This is a genomic window from Achromobacter sp. 01N37 (genome assembly GCF_056399725.1).
On record NZ_JBFTRX010000002.1, the window covers coordinates 148,295 to 172,913 of the forward strand.

A 24,619-nucleotide genomic window follows, 5' to 3' on the forward strand; every position below is an offset into this window, starting at 1 on the left:
TTTCCATCCGTCTGTCTTGTTCTAGGTGACGAACACGCGCGATTGGAACAAGGGATGGCGATCATGCAGGCACGGATGTCGGGAATGGGCAGCAAGCGAAACACGGGGACCGCACCGGCGCGGGCGCGCCCGAACTGGCGTCCGACGCCGCTATCCCAGGCTGTGACCGCACTGCTGATTGCGGGCAGCGCCAGCGGGGCCGCGCAGGCGCAGCAGCGCGCCTTCAGCCCGGGCTGGTTCTCCGACAAGAATGCGGTGCAATCCACCGCGCAGCGCACGGGCCGCATGCCTGATGGCAGCCTGGCCGGCATTGGCAACAGCGCACGCCAGCAGGCGCAGTCGCGTCAGCAATTGCAGCGCTCGCTAGACAACCTGAACCGCACGGCGGCGGCCGTCGCGGCGCAGCAGGCGGCGCAGGCGGCGGCACGTGCAGCCGCCGCCGCCAACAATGGCGGCGACGCCCCCGATGGTCTTGTCGAAGGCGGCTTGTCGGTGGCCAAGGGCGAGCTGGCCAAATGGGAAGGCGCGAAGGCCGCGACCCCCAGCGTGGAAAACGGACGCCAGATCGTCACCATTGAACAGACGCAGTCGCGCGCGATTCTGAACTGGGACACCTTTAACGTCGGCCGCAACACAACGCTGCAATTCAAGCAGGGCACTGACGATGCGGTGCTGAACCGGGTGGTGGGCGCGGCGGCCAAGCCGAGCCAGATTCAGGGCGCGATCAAGGCTGATGGCACCGTGATGGTGGTGAACCAGAACGGCGTGATCTTCACCGGCACCAGCCAGGTGAACGCGCGCAACCTGGTGGCCGCAGCCGCCACGATTACCGACGCGCAGTTTCGCGAGAAGGGCCTGTACGCCGACAACGGCACGCAGCCCACCTTCCTGGATGCGCGCGGCAACATCGATGTGCAAGCGGGCGCGTTGATCCAGACGGCGGCCCCGGCCTCGTCGACCGCGGGCGGCGGGTATGTGCTGCTGCTGGGCAAGGAAGCCGCGAACGCGGGCGCCATCAACACCCCGTCCGGCCAGACGCTGATGGCCGCGGGCGACAGCTTTGTGATCAAGCGCGGCCAAGGCACGTCGGGCAATCTTGCGTCCACGACCAAGGGCAACGAAGTCACCCCCGGCGGCACGCCTGGCCGCGTGGTGAACACGGGTCTGATGCAGGCCGCAATGGGCGACGTAACGTTGACGGGCGGCGATGTGGTGCAAGGCGGCGTGGTGCTGTCCAGCACGTCTGTCGACACGCGCGGCACGGTGCACCTGAACGCCTTGGGCGACGACGGCAAGATCACCTTGGCCGAAGGCAGCACCACGGCCATTCTGTTGGACCGCAGCGGCGCACTGGCGCTGGACAGCCAGCGCGACGGCTTGCGCGCGCCTGCGGCCACGACCGCTGCCAATTCCCCGATTGTGGCGGCGGGCGCCGACCGCCGCGAACTGTCGCGCGTGGAAATCTCAAGCGCTGGCACGGTGGACTTCGCATCCGGTTCCATCACGCTGGCCACGGGCGGCCAGATCGCCGTGCAGGCCGCCAAGCGCAGCTTGGTGCGCGAGGGCGCCATCCTGGACGTGGCCGGCGCCGTCGGCGTGCCCGTGGCGATGGAAAACAACAGCGTCAAGATCAACGTGCAGGGCAACGAGCAGCGCGATGCGCCGATCAACCGCGACAGCGGCAAGCTGAACAGCAACGACATCTGGGTGGATGCGCGCGACCTCGTCCTGGTGCCGGCCGGCACCAACGGCTACGCCACCGACCGCTGGTACACGGCCGGCGGCCTGCTGGAAGTAAGCGGGTATCTAGGCACGCAAGGCCATGCCGTCAACGAATGGATGGCGCAGGGCGGCAACGTTGAATTCACCGGCGGCGACGTCGTGACGCGCGCGGGGTCGCAGATCAACGTGTCGGGCGGCACGCTGGATGTGCAGGACGGCAAGATCCAGCAGACGTGGTTGCGGGCGGTGGATGGCCGGCTGTACGAGGTGTCGAGCGCGCCGGGTGACCTGGCGTATACGGGCTTGTACAAGGGCTACGAGGCCACGCACGAGCGCTGGGGCCAGACGCACTATTTCTACAACCCGCTGATTGCGCCGAAGGAACGCTTCGAGACCGGCTACACGGTGGGCCGCGATGCGGGCCGGCTGGTCATCGGCACGAAGAGCGCCGTGCTGGAAGGCGAGCTGGTGGGCGAGACCTATCAGGGCGAGCGCCAGACCGCCGCCGCGCAGGCCGGGCTGGACGGCTATCAGCAATCACAACGCGCGGCGGCGCGCGGCGCGCAACTGATTGCCGGCACGTACACGCCGTACTACGTCAAGAGCACGGGGGCGTTGCAATACGCGTTGGGCATGTCGGAGGCGACGATCCAGCACGTTCAGCTGTCTGATCAGGTGGCCGCCATTGCGGCCGGGCTGGAGCTGGACGCGGCTTTGCCCGAGGACCGCACGGGCATCCTGCATCTGGACACGGCGCAGCTGAATCGCGCGAAGCTGGGCGCCATCAAGATTGCGGCGCAGGACATTACGGTGAAGTCGGACCTGACGGTGGGGCCGTCGGGCGACATCACCTTGTTCGCGAACCAGGTGTCGGTGGACGCCACGCTGACCGCGCGCGCGGGCAGCATCCGTCTGGGCAATGTGCTGAATCAGTTCTCGGCGACTGGGGCAGTGGACACTTTTTCGGGCGTGGCAGAACAGCCGAACGTGACGTTGAGCAGCCGCAGCCGTCTGGACACCCGGGGCATGTGGACGAACCTGGCGATGTCGCCCGAGCAGACCGCCGGCATGCCGTACTTGAACGGCGGCTCGGTCTCGGTGCGCAGCAGCGGAGACATTCAGCTGGACGCAGGTAGCGTGATTGACGTCAGCTCGGGCGCGTTGCTGGGCAAGAAGAACAAGGTGACGGGCGGCAAGGGCGGCAACACCACGATTGATGCGGTAGCCGGGAATGACGGCTCGGGCGGCGTGGTGACCCTGGGCGCCGAACTGCGCGGTTACGGCGTGGAAGGCGGGGGAACGCTGACGGTGGTGGCGGGCAAGGTGGCTGTGGTTGGCAACCTTGGTGAAAAAACGGATGCCCAATCCGGTGCGCAACGCGGCGTTGAATCCGGCGCACAACCCGGAGTTGAGTCCGGCGCACAACCCGCCGCCGCTGACGCAGAGTTGCTGACGCTTGCCGCCCCATTCTTCCAGCAGGGCTATGCGCGCTACGAGGTGACCGGACGCAAGGGCCTGACGGTGGCTGAGGATGCTCGCGTCGATGTGTTGATGCCGGTCTCGCGCCTGGTGTCGGGCGCGGCGGGCTTGCCCACGGGCTCTGATCCGTCGGCGGTGCTGGACACCTGGTTGCCGCCGCTGTATCAGCACGACATCGTGGCAGGCACGGCCACGCGGCGGCGCGGCGCAAGCCTGCTGCTGCAAAGCGGACGCACGCTGGCGCCGGCGGGCGCTGACACCGATGCCGAATTGACCATCGGCCGGGGCGCGCAGGTAAACGTGGACCCAGGCCAGACCATTCAGTTGCTGGGCGCGGGGCAGATTACGGTTTCGGGCGCGTTGACGGCGGCGGGCGGCAAGATCGATATCCGCCAATTGCGCACCGGCACGCTGGATGTGGCTGAGTCATTCGACACGGCCGCCGGCGAGGTGCACAACCGGTCAATCTGGATTGGCGAAAACGCCGTGCTGAATGTCGCGGGCCGTGCGGAAACGGGCGTTGACGCGCAGGGCCGCCGCTATGGCGTGGCGGATGCGGGCGGCGTCATCGTGATCGGCGGCGAGATCGATCACGACCGCGCAACCGCAACGTCGGCCGATGCGTATGTGATTGTCCGGCCGGGTGCGGTGCTGGATGCATCGGGCGCCAGTGCGCTGGTGGATGTCAACGGCGTGGGGCCGGTGCAACTGAACCGCGACGGCGGCCGGATTTCGCTTAGCTCGTACAACGGCCTGCATCTGGACGGCACGTTCATTGCGCGGGCGGGTGGGGCGAACGCGTCGGGTGGCACCTTGGACATTGCGCTGGAAACGCCGCTCTACCGCGTCGCGGGGGAGGGCGCCGCAGGCATGGATGTGCAGGTGCCGCGCGAATTGGTGCTGGCGGCGGGCGGCGGCAGCAAGGGTCTGAACGCGGGTCTGAACGTGGACCTGAAACCGGGCGAGGCGGACGATGGCCTGCGCTACGGCCAAACCCGGTTGGACTCGGCGCGTCTGCTGGCCGGCGGTGGCTTTGATCATCTGGGGCTGTTGTCCAACGGCCTGATGTCTTTCGATGGCGACGTCCGTGTCGCAACGCCGCAAAGCCTGCGTCTGTACGCCGGCGCATTCTCACTGGCGCCCGAGGCTGATGCCCAGACACGCGTTGAACTGGCGTCGTCGTATGTGCGCTTGTCCGGCTTGGGCAAGTACGCGGCTACCACGGGCGTATTGCGCCCGCGCGTGTTGTTCGCCGACGCGCCGGACGTGGGCGAGGGCACGTTCACCGTGCGCGCCGGCCGCCTGCTGGATGTGGGCAACAGCTTGTCCTTCGGCACGCAGGGCTCGATCAACCGCGGCGTGGGCGGCGCGTTGGCGATTGCACGCAGCGGCTTTGACCGGGTGACGCTGGACAGCGCGGGCGACCTGCGCTTTCTGGCGAACAACGACAACGAACCGCGCTCGCGTCTGTGGACCCGGGGCGATCTGGAGCTGATCGCCGCGCAGATCTATCCCGCCACGGGCGCCGAAGCCGAAGTGCTGGCGGGCTACACGCGCAAGCCGGACGGCACGCAGGGCTTTGACCCGGACCGCAGCTTGCGGATCGGCCGCCACGAAGGGACGACGGACGCATTGCCCGCAACGCCCTATTCGGCGTTTGGCACCTTGCGTCTGGCGGCCACCACGGTGGAGCAGGGCGGTGTGCTGCGTGCGCCGTTGGGCGCCATCACGCTGGGCGATCTGGGCGAACTGATGGGCACGCAACGCCTGACCTTGTTGCCGGGCAGCGTCACGTCCGTCAGCGGCGCGGGCTTGCTCATGCCATACGGCGGCACGACCGATGGCGTGTCGTACAAGTTCAAGGGTGCGGACGTGTCCTTGGTGGGCGTGGGCGGCGCAATCGGCGTGGATGGGCAGGCGAACCTGCGCACCGGTATTACGTTGGGCTTCCGCGACGTGGACGCGATGCCGGGCTCGGTGATCGACCTGTCGGGTGGCGGTGAACTGACGGGCGCGGGCTTTGTGTCGGGCCGTGGGGGTTCAACCGATGCGCGCTATGCGCCGCTGGTCCGCATGAATCCCAATGGTGGGTTCACCTTGCCGGGGCTGGCCAGCAACCCGGTCTACGCGATTGTGCCGGGCGCGCAAGCCCCCGTAGCGCCGTCGGGTGGCGAGGCCGGTGCATCCACACCGGGCGTGGGCCAGCAGATCACGCTGGGTGCAGGCGTGCCTGGCTTGCCGGCCGGCACCTACACGCTGATGCCGTCCACCTATGCCCTGCTGCCCGGCGCGTTCCGCGTCGAAATCAACGGTGGTGCGTCGGCAGGCGCGGCGGTGGCGCCCATGCAGATGCGCAATCAGTCGTGGGCGGCCAGCGGCACCTTGTCGACGGCAGGCACGAACGTGGCGAACCCGCTGGCCAGCGCGGTCATCCTGACCCCGGCGAAGGTGCTGCGCACGCTGTCGCAATACAACGAGATGAGCTACGCCAGCTTTGTGGCGGCGGACGCCGTGACGCGTGGCGTGCCGCGCGCCATGCTGCCCGCCGATGCGCGCACCTTGCGGCTGGCGATCCACCCCGGGTCCGCCGACGGGCAGGCGCTGAGCTTCGAAGGTCTGTCGAACTTCAAGGCGGCGCAGGGTGGTTTTGGTGGTGCGGTGGCGCTGAATGGCGGAAGCACGACGGTAGAAATTCTGGCGGCGGGGCAGTCGCCCACGGCGGGGTTCGATGGCACGTCGGTGCAAGCCGATGCGCTGACCGCGCTGGGCGCCAGCCGGCTGATCATCGGCGCGTTGCCGATGGTGCAGTACGGGCAGGGCGGGCGTTTCTACACCTTCCAGGCGTCCGCCAACAACGTCGTGCTGCGGGCCGGTGCGCAACTGACGGGGCCGGAAGTGCTGATCTCGTCGCGCACGATCGAACTTGAGGCGGGTGCAGGCATTTCAACGCTGGGCCGAGGTGCGCCGTCGGTGGATTCGTCCAGCGGCTACGCCTTCCAGCCCGGCAAGGCCAGTTTGCTGGCGGTTTCGAATGGCCGTCTGGACGTGCTGGCGCCCGACGCGCTGGCCTCGGGCGCCATCCGCGTCGGCACCTGCGCGGCGTCGGCTTGCGACGGCGTGACGCGTCTGTATTCCGAAGGCACGATCGCAGCGGCCACCAACGGCACCTTTGATCTGGGCGAGCAGGTGCGCTACGGCACCCGCAACCTGGCGTTGGCCGTGGGCGCGGTGAACGCCGGTACGGCCGAGGCGCTGGCGGACGCGGCGGCGCGCGGCATCTTGCCCAGCGGGCTGACGCTGAACCAGGACATTCTGGGCCGTCTGCTGCGCGGCGACACCAGCACGGGTGCGCCCGCGCTGGAAGTCCTGACGCTGACCGCGCGCGAAGCCATGAACTTCTACGGCACCGTGACGCTGGACACGCGCGACCCTGTCACCGGCAAATACAGCCTGGCCACGCTGGCCCTTGGCACGCCCGCCATCTATGGCTATGGCGACGCGGGCGACGAGGCCAGCATCCGCACGCAAAACCTGATCTGGAACGGCGCCACGCAAGCGCCCGGCGCAGTGGTGGCGGGCGGCGCCGGCACGGGTAAAGGCACGCTGCGACTCGACGCCGAACGCATCGAATTCGGCTACGCGCAAGGCGCCCAGCCGGATGGCCAGGATGACAACGCGCGCTTGGCGTTGGGCTTTGCCAACGTCAACTTGAACGCCAGCGACCGCATCACGGCCAACCATCGCGGCAGCCTGTCGGTCTATGCATCGCAAGGCGCGTTCGACAGCACGACGGGACGCTACGCCTATAGCGGCGGCAACTTGAATCTGAATACGCCGCTGCTGACCGGCGGGGCGAGCTCCGTCAACCGGCTCACCGCGGGCGGCGATGTGCGTCTGGCGGCGATGCCGGGCGGGCAAGCGGCGGCGGTGCAGGACTTGGGGGGCGAGATCAGCCTGTCTGGCGCGAATGTGCAGATCGACGGCCGGATCGTGCTGCCCAGCGGCAAGCTGACGGTGCAAGGACGCGATGGCGTCTTGCTGACGGGCGCATCGCAGATTGACCTGTCCGGGCGCGCCATCGCGTTCAACGATGTGATGCGCTACAGCTGGGGCGGTGACGTCATCCTGGAAAGCAGTCAGGGCAGCATCCGGCAGGAAGGCGGGGCGTTGATCGATGTGTCGGCGCAGCAGAACAACGCCGGCAGCCTGCGGGCCGACGCGCTCGCGGCGTCAGCCGGGGTGGTGGACCTGCAAGGCCGCATTCTGGGCGCAAGTTCGGGGTACTACGATGCGGGCGGCACCGCCGTGCCGTACCGCGCGGGCAGCATCGATATCCGCGCGCAGCATCTGGGGGCGGCGGGTTCGCTCAGCACGGATTTCGACGCCTTGAACCAGCGCTTGAATGACGGTGGTGTCACCGGCGCGCGCAGCTTCCAGTTCAAGCAAGGCAGCTTGACGGTGGGCAATACGCTGCGCGCCAACGACATCAACCTGTCGATCGACAGCGGCAGCCTGACGGTGGCGGGTCTGGTCGACGCCAGCGGAGAACGCGTGGGCCGCATCCGCATGGCTGCGCGCGATGGGCTGACCTTGGCCTCGAACGCGGTGTTGGATGCGCACGGCACCGTGCTGCGCGTGGACAGCTACGGCAAGATCATCGACGCGCCCAACCGGGCGGTGGTGGAACTGAACGCCGGCCGCGGCGTGTTGACCTTGGCCAGCGGCGCGCGCATCGACTTGCGCCATGGCACGTCCGCCGCGCCCGGCACGGGCGCGGGCCAGCACGACGGCGCATCGCGCGGCACGCTGGACTTGCTGGCGCCGCGTATTGATGCGGCCGGCACCGCGGGTATCAACGGCGGCGCGGCTGCGACTTACGGCGATATCGCCATCGAAGCGCGCGGCCCCGTCACCATCGACGGCGCCAAGTCCATCTCGGTGGTCGCCACGCAGCGCTATGACGATGCCCGCCCCGGCGACGCGGCGGATCGCGCGAATGGCCGCAGCTATCAGATCATTGATCAGGCCTACCTGGACACCCTGCATGGCGACAGCGCTACGTTCATCGGCAACGCGTTGGCTAACGGCAATCTGCTGAACGGCAAGCTGGCCGGCCTGAACAACGCCACCTACCGCGATGTGTTCCATCTGCGTCCGGGCGTGGAGATTGTCAGCAAGACCAGCGACGGTGATCTGGTCGTGCAAGGCGACCTGGATTTGTCGCGCTATCGCTACGCCAGCCTGAACCCGCGTTCGGCGATGACGTCCGCCTATGGCTCGGGCGAAGCGGGTGCGCTGACGCTGCGCGCCAAGGGCAACCTGGATGTGTATGGCAGCATCAACGACGGCTTCGCGCCGCCGCAGGCCACGCCCGATGACGAGCATGGCTGGATTCTGACGCCGGGTGCGCAAGCCTTTGGCGGCGACGTGGTGTTGCCGCGCGGCGGCGTCGTGCTGGCGGATGGCACGGAATTCCCGGGCGGTAAAACCCTGAACTACGCCTTGCCGTTGCAGGCGACGACGCTGGCCGCCGGCACACGCCTGCCGGTCGAAGCCGCGCTGAATCAAGCGCTGTCGATCGCCGCAGGCACGGTGTTGTCGGGCGATGTGCGCGACGCTTCGGGGCAGTTGCTGTACGCGGCGGGCAGCATCCTCAAGCAAGCGGTGGACTTGCCCGCTGGCACGCGTTTGGGCGCAGGCACCGTGCTGACGGCAGGCACTGCCATGCAGGCGTTCACGTGGCCGGCGAACGTGGCCTTGCCCAATTTGCACACCACGCAAGGCTATGAGCCGAATGTGCTGCTGATGGCCGGCAGCATCACGCTCAAGCAGGGCGCCTTCATTCCGTCGCAAACGAAGCTGGTGTTTCCCGACGGCGTGGACTATGTGGAGCTGCGCCCCGGCACGGCGGCGGATCAGCGGCGCAACTGGGCGGTGGCGCAGATGCTGCCGGCAGGCAGCCAGTCGTGGTCGGTGCAACTGGTGGCGGGCGCGGACTTGGACGCCGCCGATCCGTTGCGTGTGCTGCCCGGCCCGAACGCCGGCAAGCTCACGCTGGCCGACACGCACTACAACGCCAGCCTGATACAAGGCGCGCGTCTGGTCTGGGCACCCGAGGCGGAGCTGTCGGGCTTTGACCCGTACTCACCCGTGCCGGAGGACCTGCTGTGGCTGTGTGACGTGATTGAAGGCCTATGCGTGCCGCCACCCGCCATCGCGTGGGGGCCGGATAACTGGTTCGGGCATCCCGCAGGCTCGCCCGTGGCGGACGAAGATCTCAAAAACTGCGAGCTATCCGCCGACCAGTGCTACGAGAACAAATCGTCGACCACGGTCACCGCGCACACGCAGAACTTCAGCGTCTTGCGCACCGGCACGGGCGACCTGAACCTAGCGGCGGGCGGCGATATCAGCCTGATGTCGGCCTATGGCGTTTACACGGCGGGTACGCAATCGGCCAACGTGGCGCCGGCTTACCAGTTGCCGCGCGGCCGCTATGAAGCCACCGTGCTGGGCGACGATCATTCGACCACGTACGAGCCCTTTGTGACGGCGGGCGCCGGCTATCAGGCGTGGTATCCGGAAGCGGGCGGCAACCTTAGCCTGTACACGGGTGGCGCCTTGCGCGGCGACGTGTGGGGCAAGTCCACGGGCGGCCCCTACGATGCGCGCGTGATCGATCCCAGCGTCGGCATCGGCAACTGGCTGTGGCGCCAAGGAACCGGCAGCGCCAACGGCGGCGACACGCCGACCGCATGGTGGATCAACTTCGGCAGCTATACCCGCGCACCGTCCGCATTCAAGGACAACACGCCGCTGCTGGTCGGCTTCACGGGCTTTGGCGCGCTGGGCGGCGGTAACGTCAGCGTGCGTGTGGATGGCGATGCGGGCAACATCGAATCGCGCGGCTCCATCAGCAACCCGCGCAGCCAGGGCCTGATCGTGGCCGTGGGCAGCACCGGCCGCGTGGCGGCAGACGGCGGCATGACGCTCACGGGTGGCGGCGACATCGACATCCGTGTGGGCGGCGGCTTGAACCCCACGCAGAGCGCGCGCGGGGTGGTGTCGTCCACCTCGGGCCCCACGCCGTATTACGGCGAACCCGCGCTGGATCTGCAAGGCGCGCTGATCAACTTGCGCGGCCATGCGCAGTTGTCCGGCGGCGCGGTGGGCGGCCTGGACTTGCGGTACGGCAACGAAGCCAACCAGCAAGACGCCAAAGACAGCCGCGGCTACGACCCCTATGTGTCCACGCTGGCCAGCGCCACGGGCGGGCTGGTGCTGATCCCTGGCGACTCGGTCATGCGTCTGGATACGCGTGGCGATCTGGTGGTGGGCGGCGCGAGCGACCCCGGCCGTGTCGCCTTGCCGAACAGCACCCCGTACCGCATGACGGACGGCACCTTGCGCGATGGCGGCGGCTACAGCTGGTTCTCGATGTGGACGGAGAACACGGCCATCGAACTGTCGAGCGCGGGCGGCAACCTCACGCCCAGCCGCCAGACGTCGAATAGCGCGCAAGGCCTGGCGGTGCGCACAGGGCGCAACACGTCGCCGTCGGACGGGCGCTATCTGTACCCGTCCATCCTGCGCGCCACGGCGTTTGACGGCAGCATCTATGCGGGGTTGTCGGCGGCCTATCTGAACAACGAAGATTCGGGCCTGCCGTACTCGCTGACCTTGGCGCCCGGCACGCGCGGCCAGCTGGAAATGCTGGCGGGCAATTCCATCTACGCGGGCGGTTACGCCATTAACCGCTCGGGCGCCGACCCGGCCAGCGTGGCCAGTGTGCTCCGGCCGGCCTTCTCGGGCTACGCGTCGGAGGCCAACTCGAATGTCGTCTTGGGCAACCAGGGCGAGAACGGCATCGCGGGCAGCCGTGACGCCCACTTCCCCCTGTTCTATTTCGATGCGTTGACGGCCAGCACGGCGGGTTCCAATACCGTCACGCGCTTCTATGCCCGCGATGGCGACATCGTGGGGCTGCGCACGGGCGAAGCGCTGGCGATTGTGCAGGGGCCTAATGTGGGTCAGACGTGGTACGAGGCATCGGGGCCGGTGTGGATGATGGCGGGGCGCGACATCGTGGCATCTGGCACCGCGCCGGGCGTGTCGACCGACGTGCCATCCACCAACGGCCTGTTCTTTGGCGCAAGCGGCGCGTCGGCGACGTCCACCGGTAACCTGTTCCTGCACCGCGACGCGTTGGATGTGTCGCGCGTGTCGGCGGGCCGCGACATCCTGTACAGCTCGTTCCAGGTGGCGGGGCCGGGCGTGCTGGAAGTGTCTGCCGGCCGTCATGTGCTGATGGCGGACCGCGCGTCCATCACCAGCCTGGGCGCGGTATTGCCGGGTGACCGCCGCCCGGGCGCGGCCATCGCCGTGCAAGCGGGCGTGGGCGCCAAGGGGCCGGACTACGCGGGCTTCATCGCGCGCTATCTGGACCCGGCCATGGCGGCGGACCCCAGCCGCCCGCTGGTGGACCAGGGCCTGGCGTTCAAGACCTACGAAGCGGAACTGCTGCTGTGGCTGACGCAGCGCTACGGTTTTGCCGGCAACACGGACGACGCGCGCGCCTATTTCGCGGCGCTGCCCGCCGAGCAGCAACGCATCTTCGCGCGGCAGGTTTACTTTGCCGAGCTGCGTGCCGGTGGCCGTGAATACAACGACAAGGCCAACCCGCGCAACGGCAGCTATTTGCGCGGCCGCCAGGCCATTGCCGCGCTGTTCCCCGAGACCACGCCGGGCGCCTATCAAGGTGATCTGACGCTGTATGGCGCGGCCGGAATTCGCAGCACTTTCGGCGGCGACATCCAACTGATGACGCCGGGCGGGCAGCAGGTGTTTGGCGTGGAAGGCGTGGCGCCGCCCGCTACCGCCGGCATCATCACGCAGGGCGAGGGCAACATCCAGCTGTATGCGCAGGGCAGCATCCTGCTGGGCCAAAGCCGGGTGATGACGACCTTTGGCGGCGGCATCACTGCGTGGTCGGCCCAAGGCGATATCAACGCGGGCCGGGGGTCGAAGACGACGGTGTTGTACACGCCGCCCAAGCGTGTCTACGACGACGTTGGCAACGTGACCTTGTCGCCCAACGCGCCCAGCACCGGCGCGGGCATCGCCACGCTGGCGCCGYTGCCGGAAGTGCCGGCCGGCGACGTGGACCTGTACGCGCCGCTTGGCACGATTGACGCGGGGGAAGCCGGTATCCGCGTGTCGGGCAACGTGAACATCGCGGCCTTGCAGGTGGTGAACGCCGCCAACATTCAGGCGCAGGGCGACAGCGTGGGCGTGCCGGTGACGGCGTCCGTCAATACGGGTGCGTTGTCGTCTGCCAGCGCCGCCGCCACGTCCGCCGTGAACGCCGCGCAGGATTCCGCGCAGCGTGCGCAGAACGAAGCGCGCCAGAACCAGCCGTCGGTGATCAATGTGCAGATCCTGGGGTATGGCGACGAACCGGTGGCGGGTGCAATCACCACCACGCCGTCGGGCGGATCGGCATCCGCCGCGCCGAAGTACGACGCCGCCAGCGCCGTGCAGGTGCTGGGCGCGGGGGCGTTGGACGCCAGCGAAACCGGAGCCTTGAGCGCGGAGGAGCGGCGCAAGCTGACGATGTGACGGGGCAGGCGATGCCAGGGGCGGCCAGCGCGTTGCTGGCCGTCATCGCATTGTCATGAGGCGGCCAGTGATCACTGGCCGCCCTTTTTTTCGGCAAGGAATTCGTGCCGGGAAATTTGCGCAAGGAAGCGCTAGCGCCGTCATCTTGCGCGGCCAGAATCCACGCGGGAATCCACGCCGAGATCCACGCGGAAATCCACGCCGACATTCACGCCGACATCCCAGCCGACATCCACGCCATGACAGCCCCCTTGAACTCCCGCCGTGATTTTTTTCATGAAGTTTTTCTTACAACGCGTGGTCTTGGGCGTGCCAGTACGTCTAGTAACAAGCAGAAGCTGTAGACGCAGGGTTGCGGGCGAAAACCGTAACGGGATTGTCGCGAAGCGCTGCACGGTAGCAGCCGGTATTTGACCGGTTTTCACACAAGGAACTGAGTGCATCGCTATGCATGATTTCGACAGTAGGGGCAGCGCCTTGCGCGCCATATTGCGCCGCGCGCCGCAAGCGCTTGTTCTGGCCCTGGCGATCAACGCAGCCGGGGCGCAGGGCGCGCCGGGCGAGGCCGCCGCACGTTTGGTCAACATCAACGAGTACATCGTGCGGGGCAACACCGTGCTTGAGGCGCGCGACATCGAGCGCGCCGTCTACCCCTACCTGGGCCCTGACCGCACGCTGGCCGATATTGAATCGGCGCGCGAAGCCTTGCAGACGATCTATCAGGAACGCGGCTTTCAGTCGGTGTATGTGGACCTGCCCGAGCAGCAGGTGGCCGATGGCATCGTGTTCCTGCAAGTCTCCGAGACCAAGGTCGGCCGCGTGCGGGTGGTGGGCGCGCAGCACTATTCGCCGCTGACGATTCGCGACGAAGTGCCCGCCTTGAAGGAAGGCGAAGTGCCCAACTTCAACCGCGCGCAAGCCGAGCTGACCAACCTGAACAAGGGCGCCAGCCGCCAGGTGGTGCCGGTGGTGAAGGAAGGGCGCATGCCCGGCACGATGGACGTGGACCTGAAGGTCGAAGACAAAAGCCCCTGGCACGCCAGCGTGGGCCTGAACAACGACTACAGCGCCGACACCACGCGTTTGCGCAGCACCGCGTCGCTGGGCTACGACAACCTGTGGCAGCTGGGGCATTCCGTCAGCCTGACGTTCTTCACCGCGCCCCAGGAAACCGACAACGCCAAGGTGTGGTCGGGTTCGTACTCGATGCCGCTTGCGCCGCGCTGGAGCCTGCAATTCTCGGGCTACAAGAGCGACAGCAACGTGGCAACCATCGGCGGCACCAACGTGCTGGGCAAGGGCTATTCGTTCGGGCTGTCGGCCATCTACACGATGGACCCGCAGGGCGACTGGAGCAATTCGCTGTCTGTTGGCCTGGACTACAAGAAGTTCGACGAGTCCACCCGCTTTGGCGCCAACGAAGACCAGATTCCCATCAAGTACCTGCCGTTCACGCTTGCGTACAACGGTTACCGCTATTCCGAGTCGTCGCAAAGCAGCGTGGGCCTGTCCATCGTGGGCGCCAGCGGTTCGTTCTTCAACCAGGGCAGCGACTGGAAGGAATTCGACGACAAACGCTATCAAGCCAGCCCCAGCTTCGCCTTGCTGCGCGGCGACGGCACGCACACGCAAAACCTGTTTGGCGACTGGCAGCTGGGCCTGCGCGGTGCTTTCCAGCTGGCCTCTGGCGCGCTCGTGTCCAACGAGCAATTCTCGGCCGGCGGCGCGACCAGCGTGCGCGGTTACCTGGCCGCCGAACGCACGGGCGACGACGGTGTGTTGGGCTCGGTCGAATGGCGCACGCCGTCGCTTGCGCGCTGGCTGGGCGCGAACGTCAACGAATGGCGCTTCTACGCCTTTGCCGACGCCGCCACCCTGCGCCTGCGCGACCCCTTGCCCGAACAGGATTCCAGCTACTCGCTGGCCAGCGTTGGCCTGGGCACCCGCATGCAGGTGCTGGATTGGCTGTCCGGCTCGTTGGACTGGGGCTATCCGCTGAAAGACGGCCCCAACACCCGCAAACATGATCCCCGCCTGAACTTCAGCGTTCGCGCCAGCTTCTGAGCGCGCGCCGTTTCCTCATTCACCCCCGGAGTCTTATCCATGCAACGCCTATTGATGCTCCTACTGACCGTGCTGGCCGGCGTATTGCCGTCCGCCGCCCACGCCTGGTGGCAGCCAGACTGGCAGTACCGCAAACAGATCACCGTCGACAGCACCGCGCAAGGCATGCCGCTGGGCGGCGCCGCCGGCCGCACGCCGCTGCTGGTTCGCCTGCATACCGGCAACTTCACGTTCGATGGCATCCATGAGAAGGGCGCCGACATCCGCTTCGTGGCGGCAGACGACCAGACCGTGCTGAACCACCAGCTGGAATCGTTCGACCCCTTGCTGGGCATGGCGCTGGTGTGGGTGGACGTGCCGGAGGTGGCCGACGGCCAGCGCCAGGACATCTGGATGTACTACGGCAACCAGAAGGCGCCGGCGTTCGCCAATGGCCAACTGACGTTTGACCCCAACTACACGCTGGTTTATCACTTTGATGGCGCGGCCGGTGCGCCGCCGCGCGACACCACGGCCTACAGCAACCACGGCCAGACGCCCACGGGCGCTGCCGTTGATGGCGTGATTGGACGCGCCGCGCAGTTCACGGGCACAGCCCCCTTGATGTTGCCCGCCAGCCCCTCGCTGGCCATTCCCGCCGCGGGCGCGTTCACGTTCAGCGCCTGGGTGCGCGCTGACCAGCCGGCCGGCGAACAGCTCGTCTATGCCCGCCGCGACGCCGGTAACGCCTTGCTGATCGGACTCAACCAGGGCGTGCCGTTTGTGGAAGTGAACGGCCAGCGCAGCCAGCCCGGCCAGCCGCTGACCCCCGCCGCCTGGCAGCATCTGGCCGTGACGGCCGATGGCAGCCAGGTCCATCTGTATGTGAACGGCCGCGCCACCGCGTCGCTGGCCGCGAGCCTGCCGCCGCTGGCGACCACCGCCGCGTTGGGTGGCGATGTGCCGATGCCGGTCGTACCTGTCGCCCCGGCCGCGGCCACGCCTGCTGCTGACGGCACGACGCCCGCTGAAGCCGCACCCGCGCCGCGTCCGGTGTACGCGCCGTTCGTGGGCGCCATCGATGAAGTGCGTTTGTCGAAGGTGGCGCGCCCCGCCGCGCTGATCTACGCCGACGCCACGTCGCAAGGCGCGGAGTCGCGACTGGTGGCGTATGGCGCTGACGAAGAGCAGTCGGGCTTCGGCTTTGGCGGGCTGGGCTTTCTGCTGAAGGCTGTGCCGGTGGACGCGTGGATCATCATCGGCGTGCTGGTGGTGATGATGGTGCAGTCCTGGATCATCATGATCAAGAAGAGCCGCCACGTGGCGCGTCTGGCGCGCGCCAATGACGCCTTCCGCGAGTCGTTCGCCACGGTGGGCCAGCGCCTGGAATTGCTGGCCGATGACAAGGGCCTGGCCACGCGCCTGGAACACGCGTCCCTGTGGCGCCTGTACCGCGTGGCCATCAATGAAATCCGCACGCGCCGTGCGCAAGGTGCAGACACCACGTCGATCTCGGCAGCCACCATCGAAGCCATCCGCGCATCGATGGACGCCGTGCGCACCAAGGAAAATCAGGTGCTGGGCGCCAAGCTTGGCTCGCTGTCCAACGCCATTGCCGGCGGCCCGTACATCGGCCTGCTGGGCACGGTGCTGGGCATCATGGTGGTGTTTCTGGGTACGGCCATGGCGGGCGACGTGAACATCAACGCTATCGCACCCGGCATGGCCGCGGCCTTGCTGGCCACCGCGATGGGTCTCTTCGTGGCCATCCCGGCGCTGTTTGGCTACAACCGCCTGGTGTCGCGCAACAAGGAAGTCAGCGCCGACATGCGCGTGTTCGTCGACGAGTTCGTCACGCGTCTGGCCGAAGTGCACGGCGAGTCGCAAGCGCAGGAAGCTGCCCATCACCCCGCCACGCGTGCGCCGGCCGCGGGCCGCCCCGCCGCGCGCGAGGTGGGCCGCGACGTCCAACCCGCAGCCGCCGAAGCGTAAGGAGCAACCATGGCTTCCGTATCCGCCTCCCAGGACGATGATGACGACGCACCCGTCGACGGTATCAACATCACGCCGCTGGTCGACGTGCTGATGGTGGTGCTGGTCATGTTCATTCTGACCGCCACCGCGCAAATCGCCGGCATCAAGGTCAACCTGCCTAAGGCCAGTTCCACCATGGCCTTGTCGCAGCCGAAGACCAAGGCGATTTCCGTCAACGATGCCGGCCAGGTGTTCCTGGACGCCTACCCGGTCACCTTGCCCGAGCTGGAAGACCGGCTGCGCACGGAGAAAGCGCTGAACCCCGACTTCCCGGTCATTGTGCGCGGCGACGCCGCCGTGCAATACCAGAAGGTCGTGGAAGTGCTGGACCTGTTGCGCCGCCTGGAACTTGCGCAGGTCGGTCTCGTTACCGGCAAGCCGCAATAGGGGCCGGGACCTACGTCATGCCGCAACACGCATCCGATTCCTCGCGCGTTCCGCATCCGGCGCGCCGCTGGCTGAAGCTGGCGGCCGTGGCGGTGGCGGCGATCGTGGCGGCCTACGCGCTTTGGCGCTGGGCCAACGATATGTCCGGTGTCCGGCGCGATGCGCCCAAGGTCACGGCCATCATCCCGCTGCCGCCGCCCCCGCCGCCGCCGCCCGAACCCGAGAAGCCGCCGGAGCCCGAGCCGCCCAAGGAAGAACCGGTGGCCACGCCCGAGCCCGAGCCGACGCCCACGCCTGAACCGCCCAAACCGCAGGACGAAGCGCCGCCGCGCCCCGCCGATGACCTGGCCAACCCCATGCAGATCGATGGCGACGCGCAAGCCGGCAGCGACGCGTTCAACATCGGCGCGGGGCAGGGCAAGGGCATGTCGGGCGGGGGCGGCGGCCGGGCGGGCAACGCCACCTACAGCCAGTACCTGGCCTACGCGCTGCAAAAGATCCTGCGCGAAGACGAACGCACCCGCAATCTGACCTTCCGCCTGCAAGCCAACATCTGGCTCACGGCGTCCGGCCAGATCACGCGCGTGGAACTGACCCGGGGCAGTGGTGACGCCGATGTCGACGCCCGCGTAGTCGCGGCGTTGCGCGCCGTGCCAGGCCTGGATGAACGCCCGCCGGCCTCGGCCAACATGCCGATCCGCGCCTCGCTCACCGGCCGCCGCCCCTCTTGATGTCCTGAATAGAACCGATCCTGGAGTGACCTAAGCATGAAGTTCCAACTGAACCGGCTGGCGGCAGCGCTGGCGCTGGCCGCCGCAGGCGCCGCCGCGCTGCCGGCGCATTCCGCGCCCGCGCCGTCCGAGAACGCCACCATCAACCTGATCCGCCTGCTGGTGCAGCAAGGCGTGCTCAAGCCCGAACAGGCCGACGCGCTGGTCGCGCAGGCCGAAGCTGAAGCCAAGACGACGCGCCAGGCCACGCCAGATCGCGGCGCGGCCGTCGCGCAAGCGGGCGATGTGCGCGTGCCCTACATTCCGCAGACCGTACGCGATCAGATCCGTGACGAGGTCAAGGCCGAAGTCATGGTGCAGGCCAAGGAAGAGAACTGGGCGCAGCCCAACACGTTCCCCGATTGGGTGTCGCGCATCACGGTGGAAGGCGACGTGCGCGTGCGCGACGAATCGCGTTTCTATAACGGCGGCAACAGCAACGAAATCACCGACTTCGCCAAGCTGAACGCCAATGGCCCGTACGACGTCAACCCCAACACCAACGGCGGCTATCCGCCCATGCTGAACACGCGCGAAGACCGCCGCAATCAGTTGCGCATTCGCGCCCGCCTGGGCGTGCGCGCCGAGATTTCCGACGACTGGACGGCCGGCATCCGGCTGGCGACCGGCAGCGACGACAGCCCGGTCTCCACGTCGCAAACGCTGGGCGGCGGCATGGGCAAGAAGGACATCTGGCTGGATCAGGCTTACCTGACCTATCGCCCCGCCAAGTGGGCCACGGTGACGGGCGGGCGCATCGCCAACCCCTTCGAATCCACCGACACGCTGTTCTCCAACGACCTGAACTTTGACGGCATCGCCGCGATTTTCAAGCAGCCGCTGCAAGGCCGTGACGTGACGCTGTTCGGCACGCTGGGCGCGTTTGCGACGGAGTACGCGAACAACGGCTGGAACTCGTCGTCGATGAGCGAAGGCGCCACCGAGAACAAGTGGCTGCTGGGCGGGCAAGTGGGCGCCGACTGGAAGATCAACAACCAGAACAGCCTGCGCGGCGCGCTGGCCTACTACCACTTCGACAACATCGCGGGCAAGCGCTCCAGCGCGTGTTCGCCGTGGGCGGGTGATGAAAGCTGCGATACCGATTGGTCGCGCCCCGCCTTCATGCAGAAGGGAAACACGCTGTTCCTGTTGCGCAACATCGCGCCCAACCCGCTCAACCCGGCCGAAACGCCGCAGCCGCAATACGTGGGCCTGGCGTCCAAGTTCGACTTGCTGGACTTGAACCTGCGTTGGGACACGCGCGTGTTTGACGGCCTGGGCCTGCGCCTGAACGGTAACTACATCCGCAACCTGGCTTACAGCAAGAGCAAGATGGCGAGCCGCTCGCAAGGCTACATCGTCAATAACTTCGGCGATAACGGCGACATCGAAAGCGGCCCGAACGCCTGGATGCTGCAAGCCACGCTGGGCCGTTCGTACGACCTGAAGGAAAAGGGCGATTGGCTGGCCTTTGTTGGCTACAAGTACATCCAGCCGGATGCGCTGCCCGATGCGTTCAACGATTCATCGTTCCACCAGGGCGGCACGAATGCGCGCGGCTACTACATCGGCGCGGGCTACGCGTTCGAGAAGAACGTGTACGGCGTGTTCCGCTGGATGAGCACCAAGGAGATCTATGGTGCGCCCTTGGCCATCGACACGATGCAGTTTGAAATCAACGCCAGGTTCTAAGGCCATGAACATGCACATCGTAGGGGATGCATCCCGCCATTCGTCCGGGCGCGGCCGGCGCCTGGCCGCCGCCATGGCCTTGTGCGCGGCGGGCTTGAGCATAGGGAGTGCCGCGCAGGCTGAAAGCATGGAAGAGCGCCTGCGTGCGCAACTGCGCAGCACCACGCAGCAGCTGCAGCAATTGCAAAGCGAGCAGGCGCAGATCAACGCCGCCAAGACGGCGGCGGAAACGCAACGCGATGCCGCGCAGAAAGAGCTGGAGTCGCTGCGTGCGCAGTTGGCCAAGAGCCGTGGGCAAGCCGAAAAGCTGGCCGGTCAGCAAGAGGCCATGCTGGAAAGCGCCCAGGCGCAAGCCGCGGCCAGCCATGCACAGCTGGGCAAGTTCAAGGGCGCGTATGACGAGTTGCTGACGCTGTCGCGCGCGAAGGAAACCGAGCGCGTGGCGTTGGCGCGCACGCTCGCCCAGCGCGATGAAGAGGTCAAGGTATGCGTGGCGAAGAACCGCGAGATGTACGCGGCCGGCAAGGAAATTCTTAACGCCTATGAACGCATCAGCACGGGGGACATCCTGGCGCTGAAGCAACCGTTTGCCGGCAAGGCGCGCGTGCAGTTCGAGGAACAGGCGCAAGCCTATGGCGACAAGCTGTACGACGCGCAGGCGCCGCGCAGTCAAGCGGCTGCAACGTCCAACCCGTAGTCTGTTCCAGATTAATTTTTGCGTATCCAGGAAATTTGAAATGACTGAAATTGAAACGACCGAAGTGGCAACGGCTGACGTTGCCATGGCCGAGGCCGGCCTGATTCTTGACGTGAACGCCGAGCGCCTGCAAGCGCTGCTGCAATCGGTGGGCTACCGCGTGACGCTGTCCGAACAGAACGGCTCGGTGCAGTTGCTGAGCGCCAGCCAAGGCGTGGGCTTTGCCGCCCGCATGGGTAACCCCGCCCAGCACGACGGCCACTATCTGGACTACACGCTGAGCTGCGCGCTGCGCGTGCAAGGCGACGTGCCGGCGGGGCTTGCCGAGCGCTGGAACGTGGAAAAGCGCTTTGCCCGCCTGTCGGTGCAAGGTGTGTTTCTGGTGCTGGAGCTGGACGTGATTGTGGCGGGCGGCGTGTCGGAATCGTACTTGCGCGCCACGACGGAACTCTGGGACCGCTTGCTGCAAGAGTTTCTGCTGTTCCTGCGCGCGAATGCAACGGGGCAGGATGGCGAGGCCGCGCCTGCGCCTGATGCTAACGCCGAGACCGAAGCCGCGCCCGCGCTTGAGGCCAACGCCGAGACCGAAGCCGCCACCGCGCATTGATGCCTTGAGGCACTCTTCATGACCAAGACCCTGACTTCCTCGAACCGCCTGCGCCTGACGGCGGCCGTGTTGTTGATTGCCGTGCTGGCGGGCGCGGTGGCGTTGATGCGCGGCAACGATGCGCAAAGCAGCGAGGCGACCCCGGCCAAAAATTCTGGCCCAGCCCCGACGCTGGCTTCGGCTCCGGCCAAAGCCGTCGCCTCCGCCGCCCCATCGGTCGCGTCGTCCGCCGCCGCGCCCGCGCCTCAAGCGCCACCCATCGCCACCTTGGGCGCGGTTCGCGTCGAGCGCGACGAACTGCTGCGCCAGTTGCAGACCATGCCGCCGCAGGCGCGCCAGCAATTGCAGGACAACCGGGCGGGTCTGGAACAGTGGCTGCGCGCGCGTCTGGCCGAGCGTGCGCTGAGCGAGCAGGCGCGTGCGCAGGGCTGGCAGGACAAGCCCGAGATCAAGCGCGCCGTGCAAGCGGCGCAAGAGCGCATCGTGGTGCAGAGCTATCTGGATTCCGTCAGCCGCGCACCCGACGCCTATCCGTCGGACGCCGATCTGCAAGCCGCCTATGAACGCGCCAAGCCGCAGCTGACGGTGCCGGCGCAGTACCGCGTCAGCCAGATATTTTTGCCCGCGGCGTTAAGCGATGCGGACGCGGTGGCGGCGGCGCGCAAGCAGGCGCAAGACCTGGCCAAACGCGCGCAGGCGCCGAAGGCCGATTTCGCGGCGTTGGCCCAAAGCCAATCGCGCGACGAGACCACGCGGGCGCAAGGCGGCGACATTGGCTACGTGCCCTTGGCGCAGCTGACGCCCGAGATGCGGCCGGTGGTGGCGCAGATGAAGGCGGGCGAGGTGTCGGCCCCGGTGCAGTCGGCGGCGGGGTTTCACATCCTGAAGCTGACGGCGTCGCAGCCGGCCAGTGTGACGCCGTTTGAGCAGGTGAAGGACGAGCTGCGCGTTGCGCTGCGTAATCAACGTCAGGAACTGGCCGCGCGGGCCTATATGGAGGGACTGCTGAATGCCGGAACCGTCAGCATCGATGGCGCAGCCCTCAATGCCGCGTTTGAAGAAAGCGCGGCAGGCGGATTCAGCCCCACGTCCAACGCCCCGTCCGTCGCACGCGCCCCGTGATGGGTTTCAGGATGGGGGGAAAGACGCGCTTGATGATGGGCTTCATGGTGGCCTGCATGACGCGGCAAGCGCGATCACCCACGCGCTTGACCAGCGCCTGACGCAAGCGCTGGGCAGCGCCCAGCCGCCAGCCAGCATGCAAGACGCGGCGGCGCTGTTGCAGGCGCTACGGCTGACGTTTCCCGACGAACTTGCGCGCTGGTTTCCCTTGATGCCGATGTCGTTGCCGGGGGCGTCGCCGATGACCGTGGCGGGGGCGTCGTCGATGCCCCTGACGAGGTCTACGCCGATGCCGTCGCCATTCGCGTTGCCGCAGCCCGCATCCCGTCGCGGGCGGGACCCGGTGCGCGCGCTCGGCCTGGACTTGGCCGACCTGCGCGTGCTGTATCGGGCGATTCGCGTGGCGTGGCTGGCCGAGCTTATCTTCGGCGGCCGCGATGAGGCGCGGCGCTGGCTATGCACGCCGAAGCGGCGGTTGCATGGCCGGGTGCCGTTGCTGCTGTGCCAACACGGGCGCTACGCCGCGGTCATTGAAGAATGGCTGGTCGATATTGATGAAGGAAACGGCCCATGATTGCGCTCTGGCGCTTAAGCAATAGCCAGGACTTGCAGCCTAGGGCGCGGCCAGCGGGCCGCTGGCACAGTGCCGGCGCGCCGGTGGTGGTGCTGGACGCGAATCCCGCCGCCGCCGTGTTCGCCCGGCTGGCGTTGTCCGAAGTTGCGCATCCGCGCGCCTTGCCGCGCCACTACTTCCTGCTGGAAGTGAAGGCGCCCGGCGGGGCCGTCAGCGATGTCGTCAGCGAGGCCGATCTGCCCGTGCATTGGCAAACGGATCTGCCCGCCACCCGCGCGCTGGGCAACGCGTGGTTGGCGAGCGGCGAGTCGCTGCTGCTGCGTGTGCCATCGGCGGCGGGGGGCGTGCAGTACTTGCTGAACGCGGCGCATCCCCAGTTGTCGCTATGCCAGATCGTGTCGTCAGTGGCGTATCCCTATGCGCCGCACCTGGCGGGCATCGCCCGCGCGGTGCGGGAAGACGCCGCCTGGCTGGCCGCGGCGGATGCCGGGGGCGGGCAGGACTAGAATGTGGCACAGCCGGCGTGGGCCGGCGTGCCTTTCGTTCCTGTCAGGAGCCCGACGTATGACCGCAATCTCCGCTGCCCCCGAGACGGGCGCAGCGTTGCCCGCCTACACCGCGCAGGTGGACATCGTTTCCATCCAATCCCAAGTCGTCTATGGCTATGTTGGCAACAACGCCGCCATGCCGGTATTTCGCCGCGCCGGCCTGCGGGCCATTGCCGTGCCGACGGTGCTCTTGAGCAACACGCCGCACTATCCCACGCTGCATGGCGGCGCGGTGCCGCTGGACTGGTTCGAAGGCTTGTTGAAGGGCCTGGACGAGCGTGGCGTCACCAAGGTGGCGCGCGCGGTCGTCTGCGGCTATCTGGGTCAGCCGGGGCAGGCGGACTTGCTGGCGCAATGGCTGCCGGCCTTGCGTGCGGCGCGGCCGGACGTGCGCGTGCACATTGATCCCGTCATGGGCGACCGCAACGATGGCCTGTACGTGAACGAGGGGCTGGTCGCGCAGTACCGCAGCCTGCTGGTGCCCTTGGCCGATGGCATGACGCCGAACCATTTCGAACTTGAGCTGCTGGCAGGCCGCGCCTTGTCGACGATGGAAGAGGTGGTGATGGCCGCCCGCGAACTCATCGCGCTGGGGCCGCAATGGATTGTCGTGACCAGCGCCGCGCCGATGGCGGCGGCGCCGGGCACTTTGCAGCTGGCGGTGGTGACGCGCGACAACGTCAGCGTGGTCACGCACCCCGAGATCGCCATTCCGCCGTCGGTGCATGGCACCGGCGACGTGTTCATGGCCAGCGTCACGGCCAAGCTGCTGACCGGGCAGGACTTGCCCGAAGCCGTGCGCGAGGCCGCGGCCTTGGTCACCGCCACGCTTGTCCGCACGCGCGAGCTGGCTTGGGAAGAGCTGGCGGTGGAAGACTGATCAGTACGTCTTGTACGGCAGGAACTTGCCGCTCATCACGATCTGCACGCGGTCGCCSTTGGGGTCGGCTTCGCGCGACAGGTCCATCTTGAAGTCGATSGCGCTCATGATGCCGTCGCCRAAYTCTTCRTKGATCAGCGCCTTGAAGGTGGTGCCGTAGACGTTGATCAGTTCGTAGAAGCGGTAGATGAGCGGGTCGGTCGGCACCGAGGTGGGCAGCGAGCCCTTGTAAGGCACCACTTGCAGCTGCACCACGGCGTCGGCGGGCAGGTCCAGCACGCGGGCGGCGGCCAGCGCCTGTTCCTCGGTCAGGGTCATCTGGCCCAGCAATGCGGCGGTGGTCCATTCCTTGCTCTGGCCCACGGCCTCGGCAATGGCGGACCAGCTGAGCTTCTTTTCCAGCTTGCGGGTAACGATCAGTTCGGTGACTTCAGCGCGGGACATCA

Annotated in this window: 14 protein-coding genes; 12 read left to right on the forward strand and 2 right to left on the reverse strand. The window is 67.3% G+C overall.

What is annotated here, in order from left to right; translation table 11 throughout:
• Positions 1–84: 84 nt before the first annotated feature.
• Positions 85–12,819 carry a filamentous haemagglutinin family protein gene (locus tag AC1DSJ_RS03875; RefSeq protein ID WP_441371774.1) on the forward strand — a complete coding sequence of 4,245 codons (12,735 nt, stop codon included), beginning with the start codon at positions 85–87 and terminating at the stop codon, positions 12,817–12,819.
• Positions 12,820–12,959: 140 nt separating this feature from the next.
• Here AC1DSJ_RS03875 and AC1DSJ_RS03880 read toward each other — a convergent pair whose 3' ends face one another.
• A complete protein-coding gene (locus tag AC1DSJ_RS03880; protein WP_441371775.1) occupies positions 12,960–13,097 on the reverse strand; it encodes a hypothetical protein in 138 nt (45 codons plus the stop codon).
• A gap of 169 nt (positions 13,098–13,266) precedes the next feature.
• Here AC1DSJ_RS03880 and AC1DSJ_RS03885 point away from each other — a divergent pair, with 169 nt between their 5' ends.
• The 11 genes from AC1DSJ_RS03885 (at position 13,267) to pdxK (ending at position 24,173) form a co-directional block, all read left to right on the forward strand.
• Positions 13,267–14,883 carry a ShlB/FhaC/HecB family hemolysin secretion/activation protein gene (locus AC1DSJ_RS03885; protein WP_441371776.1) on the forward strand — a complete coding sequence of 539 codons (1,617 nt, stop codon included), beginning with the start codon at positions 13,267–13,269 and terminating at the stop codon, positions 14,881–14,883.
• 39 nt (positions 14,884–14,922) lie between these two features.
• Positions 14,923–16,854: a DUF2341 domain-containing protein gene (locus tag AC1DSJ_RS03890; protein ID WP_441371777.1), complete on the forward strand. Its 1,932-nt coding sequence runs from the start codon at positions 14,923–14,925 to the stop codon at positions 16,852–16,854.
• Between the two features lie 9 nt (positions 16,855–16,863).
• Positions 16,864–17,283, forward strand: coding sequence for an ExbD/TolR family protein (locus tag AC1DSJ_RS03895; protein ID WP_006222018.1), 420 nt, complete (start codon positions 16,864–16,866; stop codon positions 17,281–17,283).
• 17 nt (positions 17,284–17,300) lie between these two features.
• On the forward strand, positions 17,301–18,014 hold the full coding sequence (locus AC1DSJ_RS03900) for a TonB C-terminal domain-containing protein (protein ID WP_054427855.1): 714 nt from the start codon (positions 17,301–17,303) through the stop codon (positions 18,012–18,014).
• A 36-nt stretch (positions 18,015–18,050) separates the two neighbouring features.
• Positions 18,051–19,745: a putative porin gene (locus AC1DSJ_RS03905; protein WP_441371778.1), complete on the forward strand. Its 1,695-nt coding sequence runs from the start codon at positions 18,051–18,053 to the stop codon at positions 19,743–19,745.
• Between the two features lie 4 nt (positions 19,746–19,749).
• On the forward strand, positions 19,750–20,442 hold the full coding sequence (locus AC1DSJ_RS03910; RefSeq protein ID WP_441371779.1) for a DNA repair protein: 693 nt from the start codon (positions 19,750–19,752) through the stop codon (positions 20,440–20,442).
• A gap of 85 nt (positions 20,443–20,527) precedes the next feature.
• Positions 20,528–21,049: a YbjN domain-containing protein gene (locus tag AC1DSJ_RS03915; protein WP_441371828.1), complete on the forward strand. Its 522-nt coding sequence runs from the start codon at positions 20,528–20,530 to the stop codon at positions 21,047–21,049.
• A gap of 18 nt (positions 21,050–21,067) precedes the next feature.
• Positions 21,068–22,171 (forward strand): peptidylprolyl isomerase, encoded by a 1,104-nt coding sequence (locus tag AC1DSJ_RS03920; RefSeq protein WP_441371780.1) that lies wholly within the window; start codon positions 21,068–21,070, stop codon positions 22,169–22,171.
• Positions 22,172–22,307: 136 nt separating this feature from the next.
• Positions 22,308–22,745, forward strand: coding sequence for an MbcA/ParS/Xre antitoxin family protein (locus tag AC1DSJ_RS03925; RefSeq protein WP_441371781.1), 438 nt, complete (start codon positions 22,308–22,310; stop codon positions 22,743–22,745).
• Complete coding sequence (locus AC1DSJ_RS03930; protein WP_346553288.1) at positions 22,742–23,251, forward strand: RES family NAD+ phosphorylase; 510 nt, start codon at positions 22,742–22,744, stop codon at positions 23,249–23,251. Before AC1DSJ_RS03925 ends, AC1DSJ_RS03930 begins: the two co-directional genes overlap by 4 nt.
• 58 nt (positions 23,252–23,309) lie before the next feature.
• On the forward strand, positions 23,310–24,173 hold the full coding sequence (pdxK, locus tag AC1DSJ_RS03935) for a pyridoxine/pyridoxal/pyridoxamine kinase (protein WP_441371782.1): 864 nt from the start codon (positions 23,310–23,312) through the stop codon (positions 24,171–24,173).
• Here the strand turns inward: pdxK and cynS are convergent, their stop codons facing one another.
• Entirely contained in the window at positions 24,174–24,617 is a 444-nt protein-coding gene (gene cynS, locus AC1DSJ_RS03940; protein ID WP_476760279.1) for a cyanase, read from the reverse strand. It abuts the gene before it with no gap.
• Positions 24,618–24,619: the final 2 nt, after the last annotated feature.

Bases quoted from the DNA above. Each gene is read 5' to 3' on its own strand.
- AC1DSJ_RS03880 (WP_441371775.1), bottom strand. From the start codon at position 13,097: ATGAAAAAAATCACGGCGGGAGTTCAAGGGGGCTGTCATGGCGTGGAT.
- AC1DSJ_RS03885 (WP_441371776.1), top strand. From the start codon at position 13,267: ATGCATGATTTCGACAGTAGGGGCAGCGCCTTGCGCGCCATATTGCGC.
- AC1DSJ_RS03890 (WP_441371777.1), top strand. From the start codon at position 14,923: ATGCAACGCCTATTGATGCTCCTACTGACCGTGCTGGCCGGCGTATTG.
- AC1DSJ_RS03895 (WP_006222018.1), top strand. From the start codon at position 16,864: ATGGCTTCCGTATCCGCCTCCCAGGACGATGATGACGACGCACCCGTC.
- AC1DSJ_RS03900 (WP_054427855.1), top strand. From the start codon at position 17,301: ATGCCGCAACACGCATCCGATTCCTCGCGCGTTCCGCATCCGGCGCGC.
- AC1DSJ_RS03905 (WP_441371778.1), top strand. From the start codon at position 18,051: ATGAAGTTCCAACTGAACCGGCTGGCGGCAGCGCTGGCGCTGGCCGCC.
- AC1DSJ_RS03910 (WP_441371779.1), top strand. From the start codon at position 19,750: ATGAACATGCACATCGTAGGGGATGCATCCCGCCATTCGTCCGGGCGC.
- AC1DSJ_RS03915 (WP_441371828.1), top strand. From the start codon at position 20,528: ATGGCCGAGGCCGGCCTGATTCTTGACGTGAACGCCGAGCGCCTGCAA.
- AC1DSJ_RS03920 (WP_441371780.1), top strand. From the start codon at position 21,068: ATGACCAAGACCCTGACTTCCTCGAACCGCCTGCGCCTGACGGCGGCC.
- AC1DSJ_RS03925 (WP_441371781.1), top strand. From the start codon at position 22,308: ATGCAAGACGCGGCGGCGCTGTTGCAGGCGCTACGGCTGACGTTTCCC.
- AC1DSJ_RS03930 (WP_346553288.1), top strand. From the start codon at position 22,742: ATGATTGCGCTCTGGCGCTTAAGCAATAGCCAGGACTTGCAGCCTAGG.
- pdxK (WP_441371782.1), top strand. From the start codon at position 23,310: ATGACCGCAATCTCCGCTGCCCCCGAGACGGGCGCAGCGTTGCCCGCC.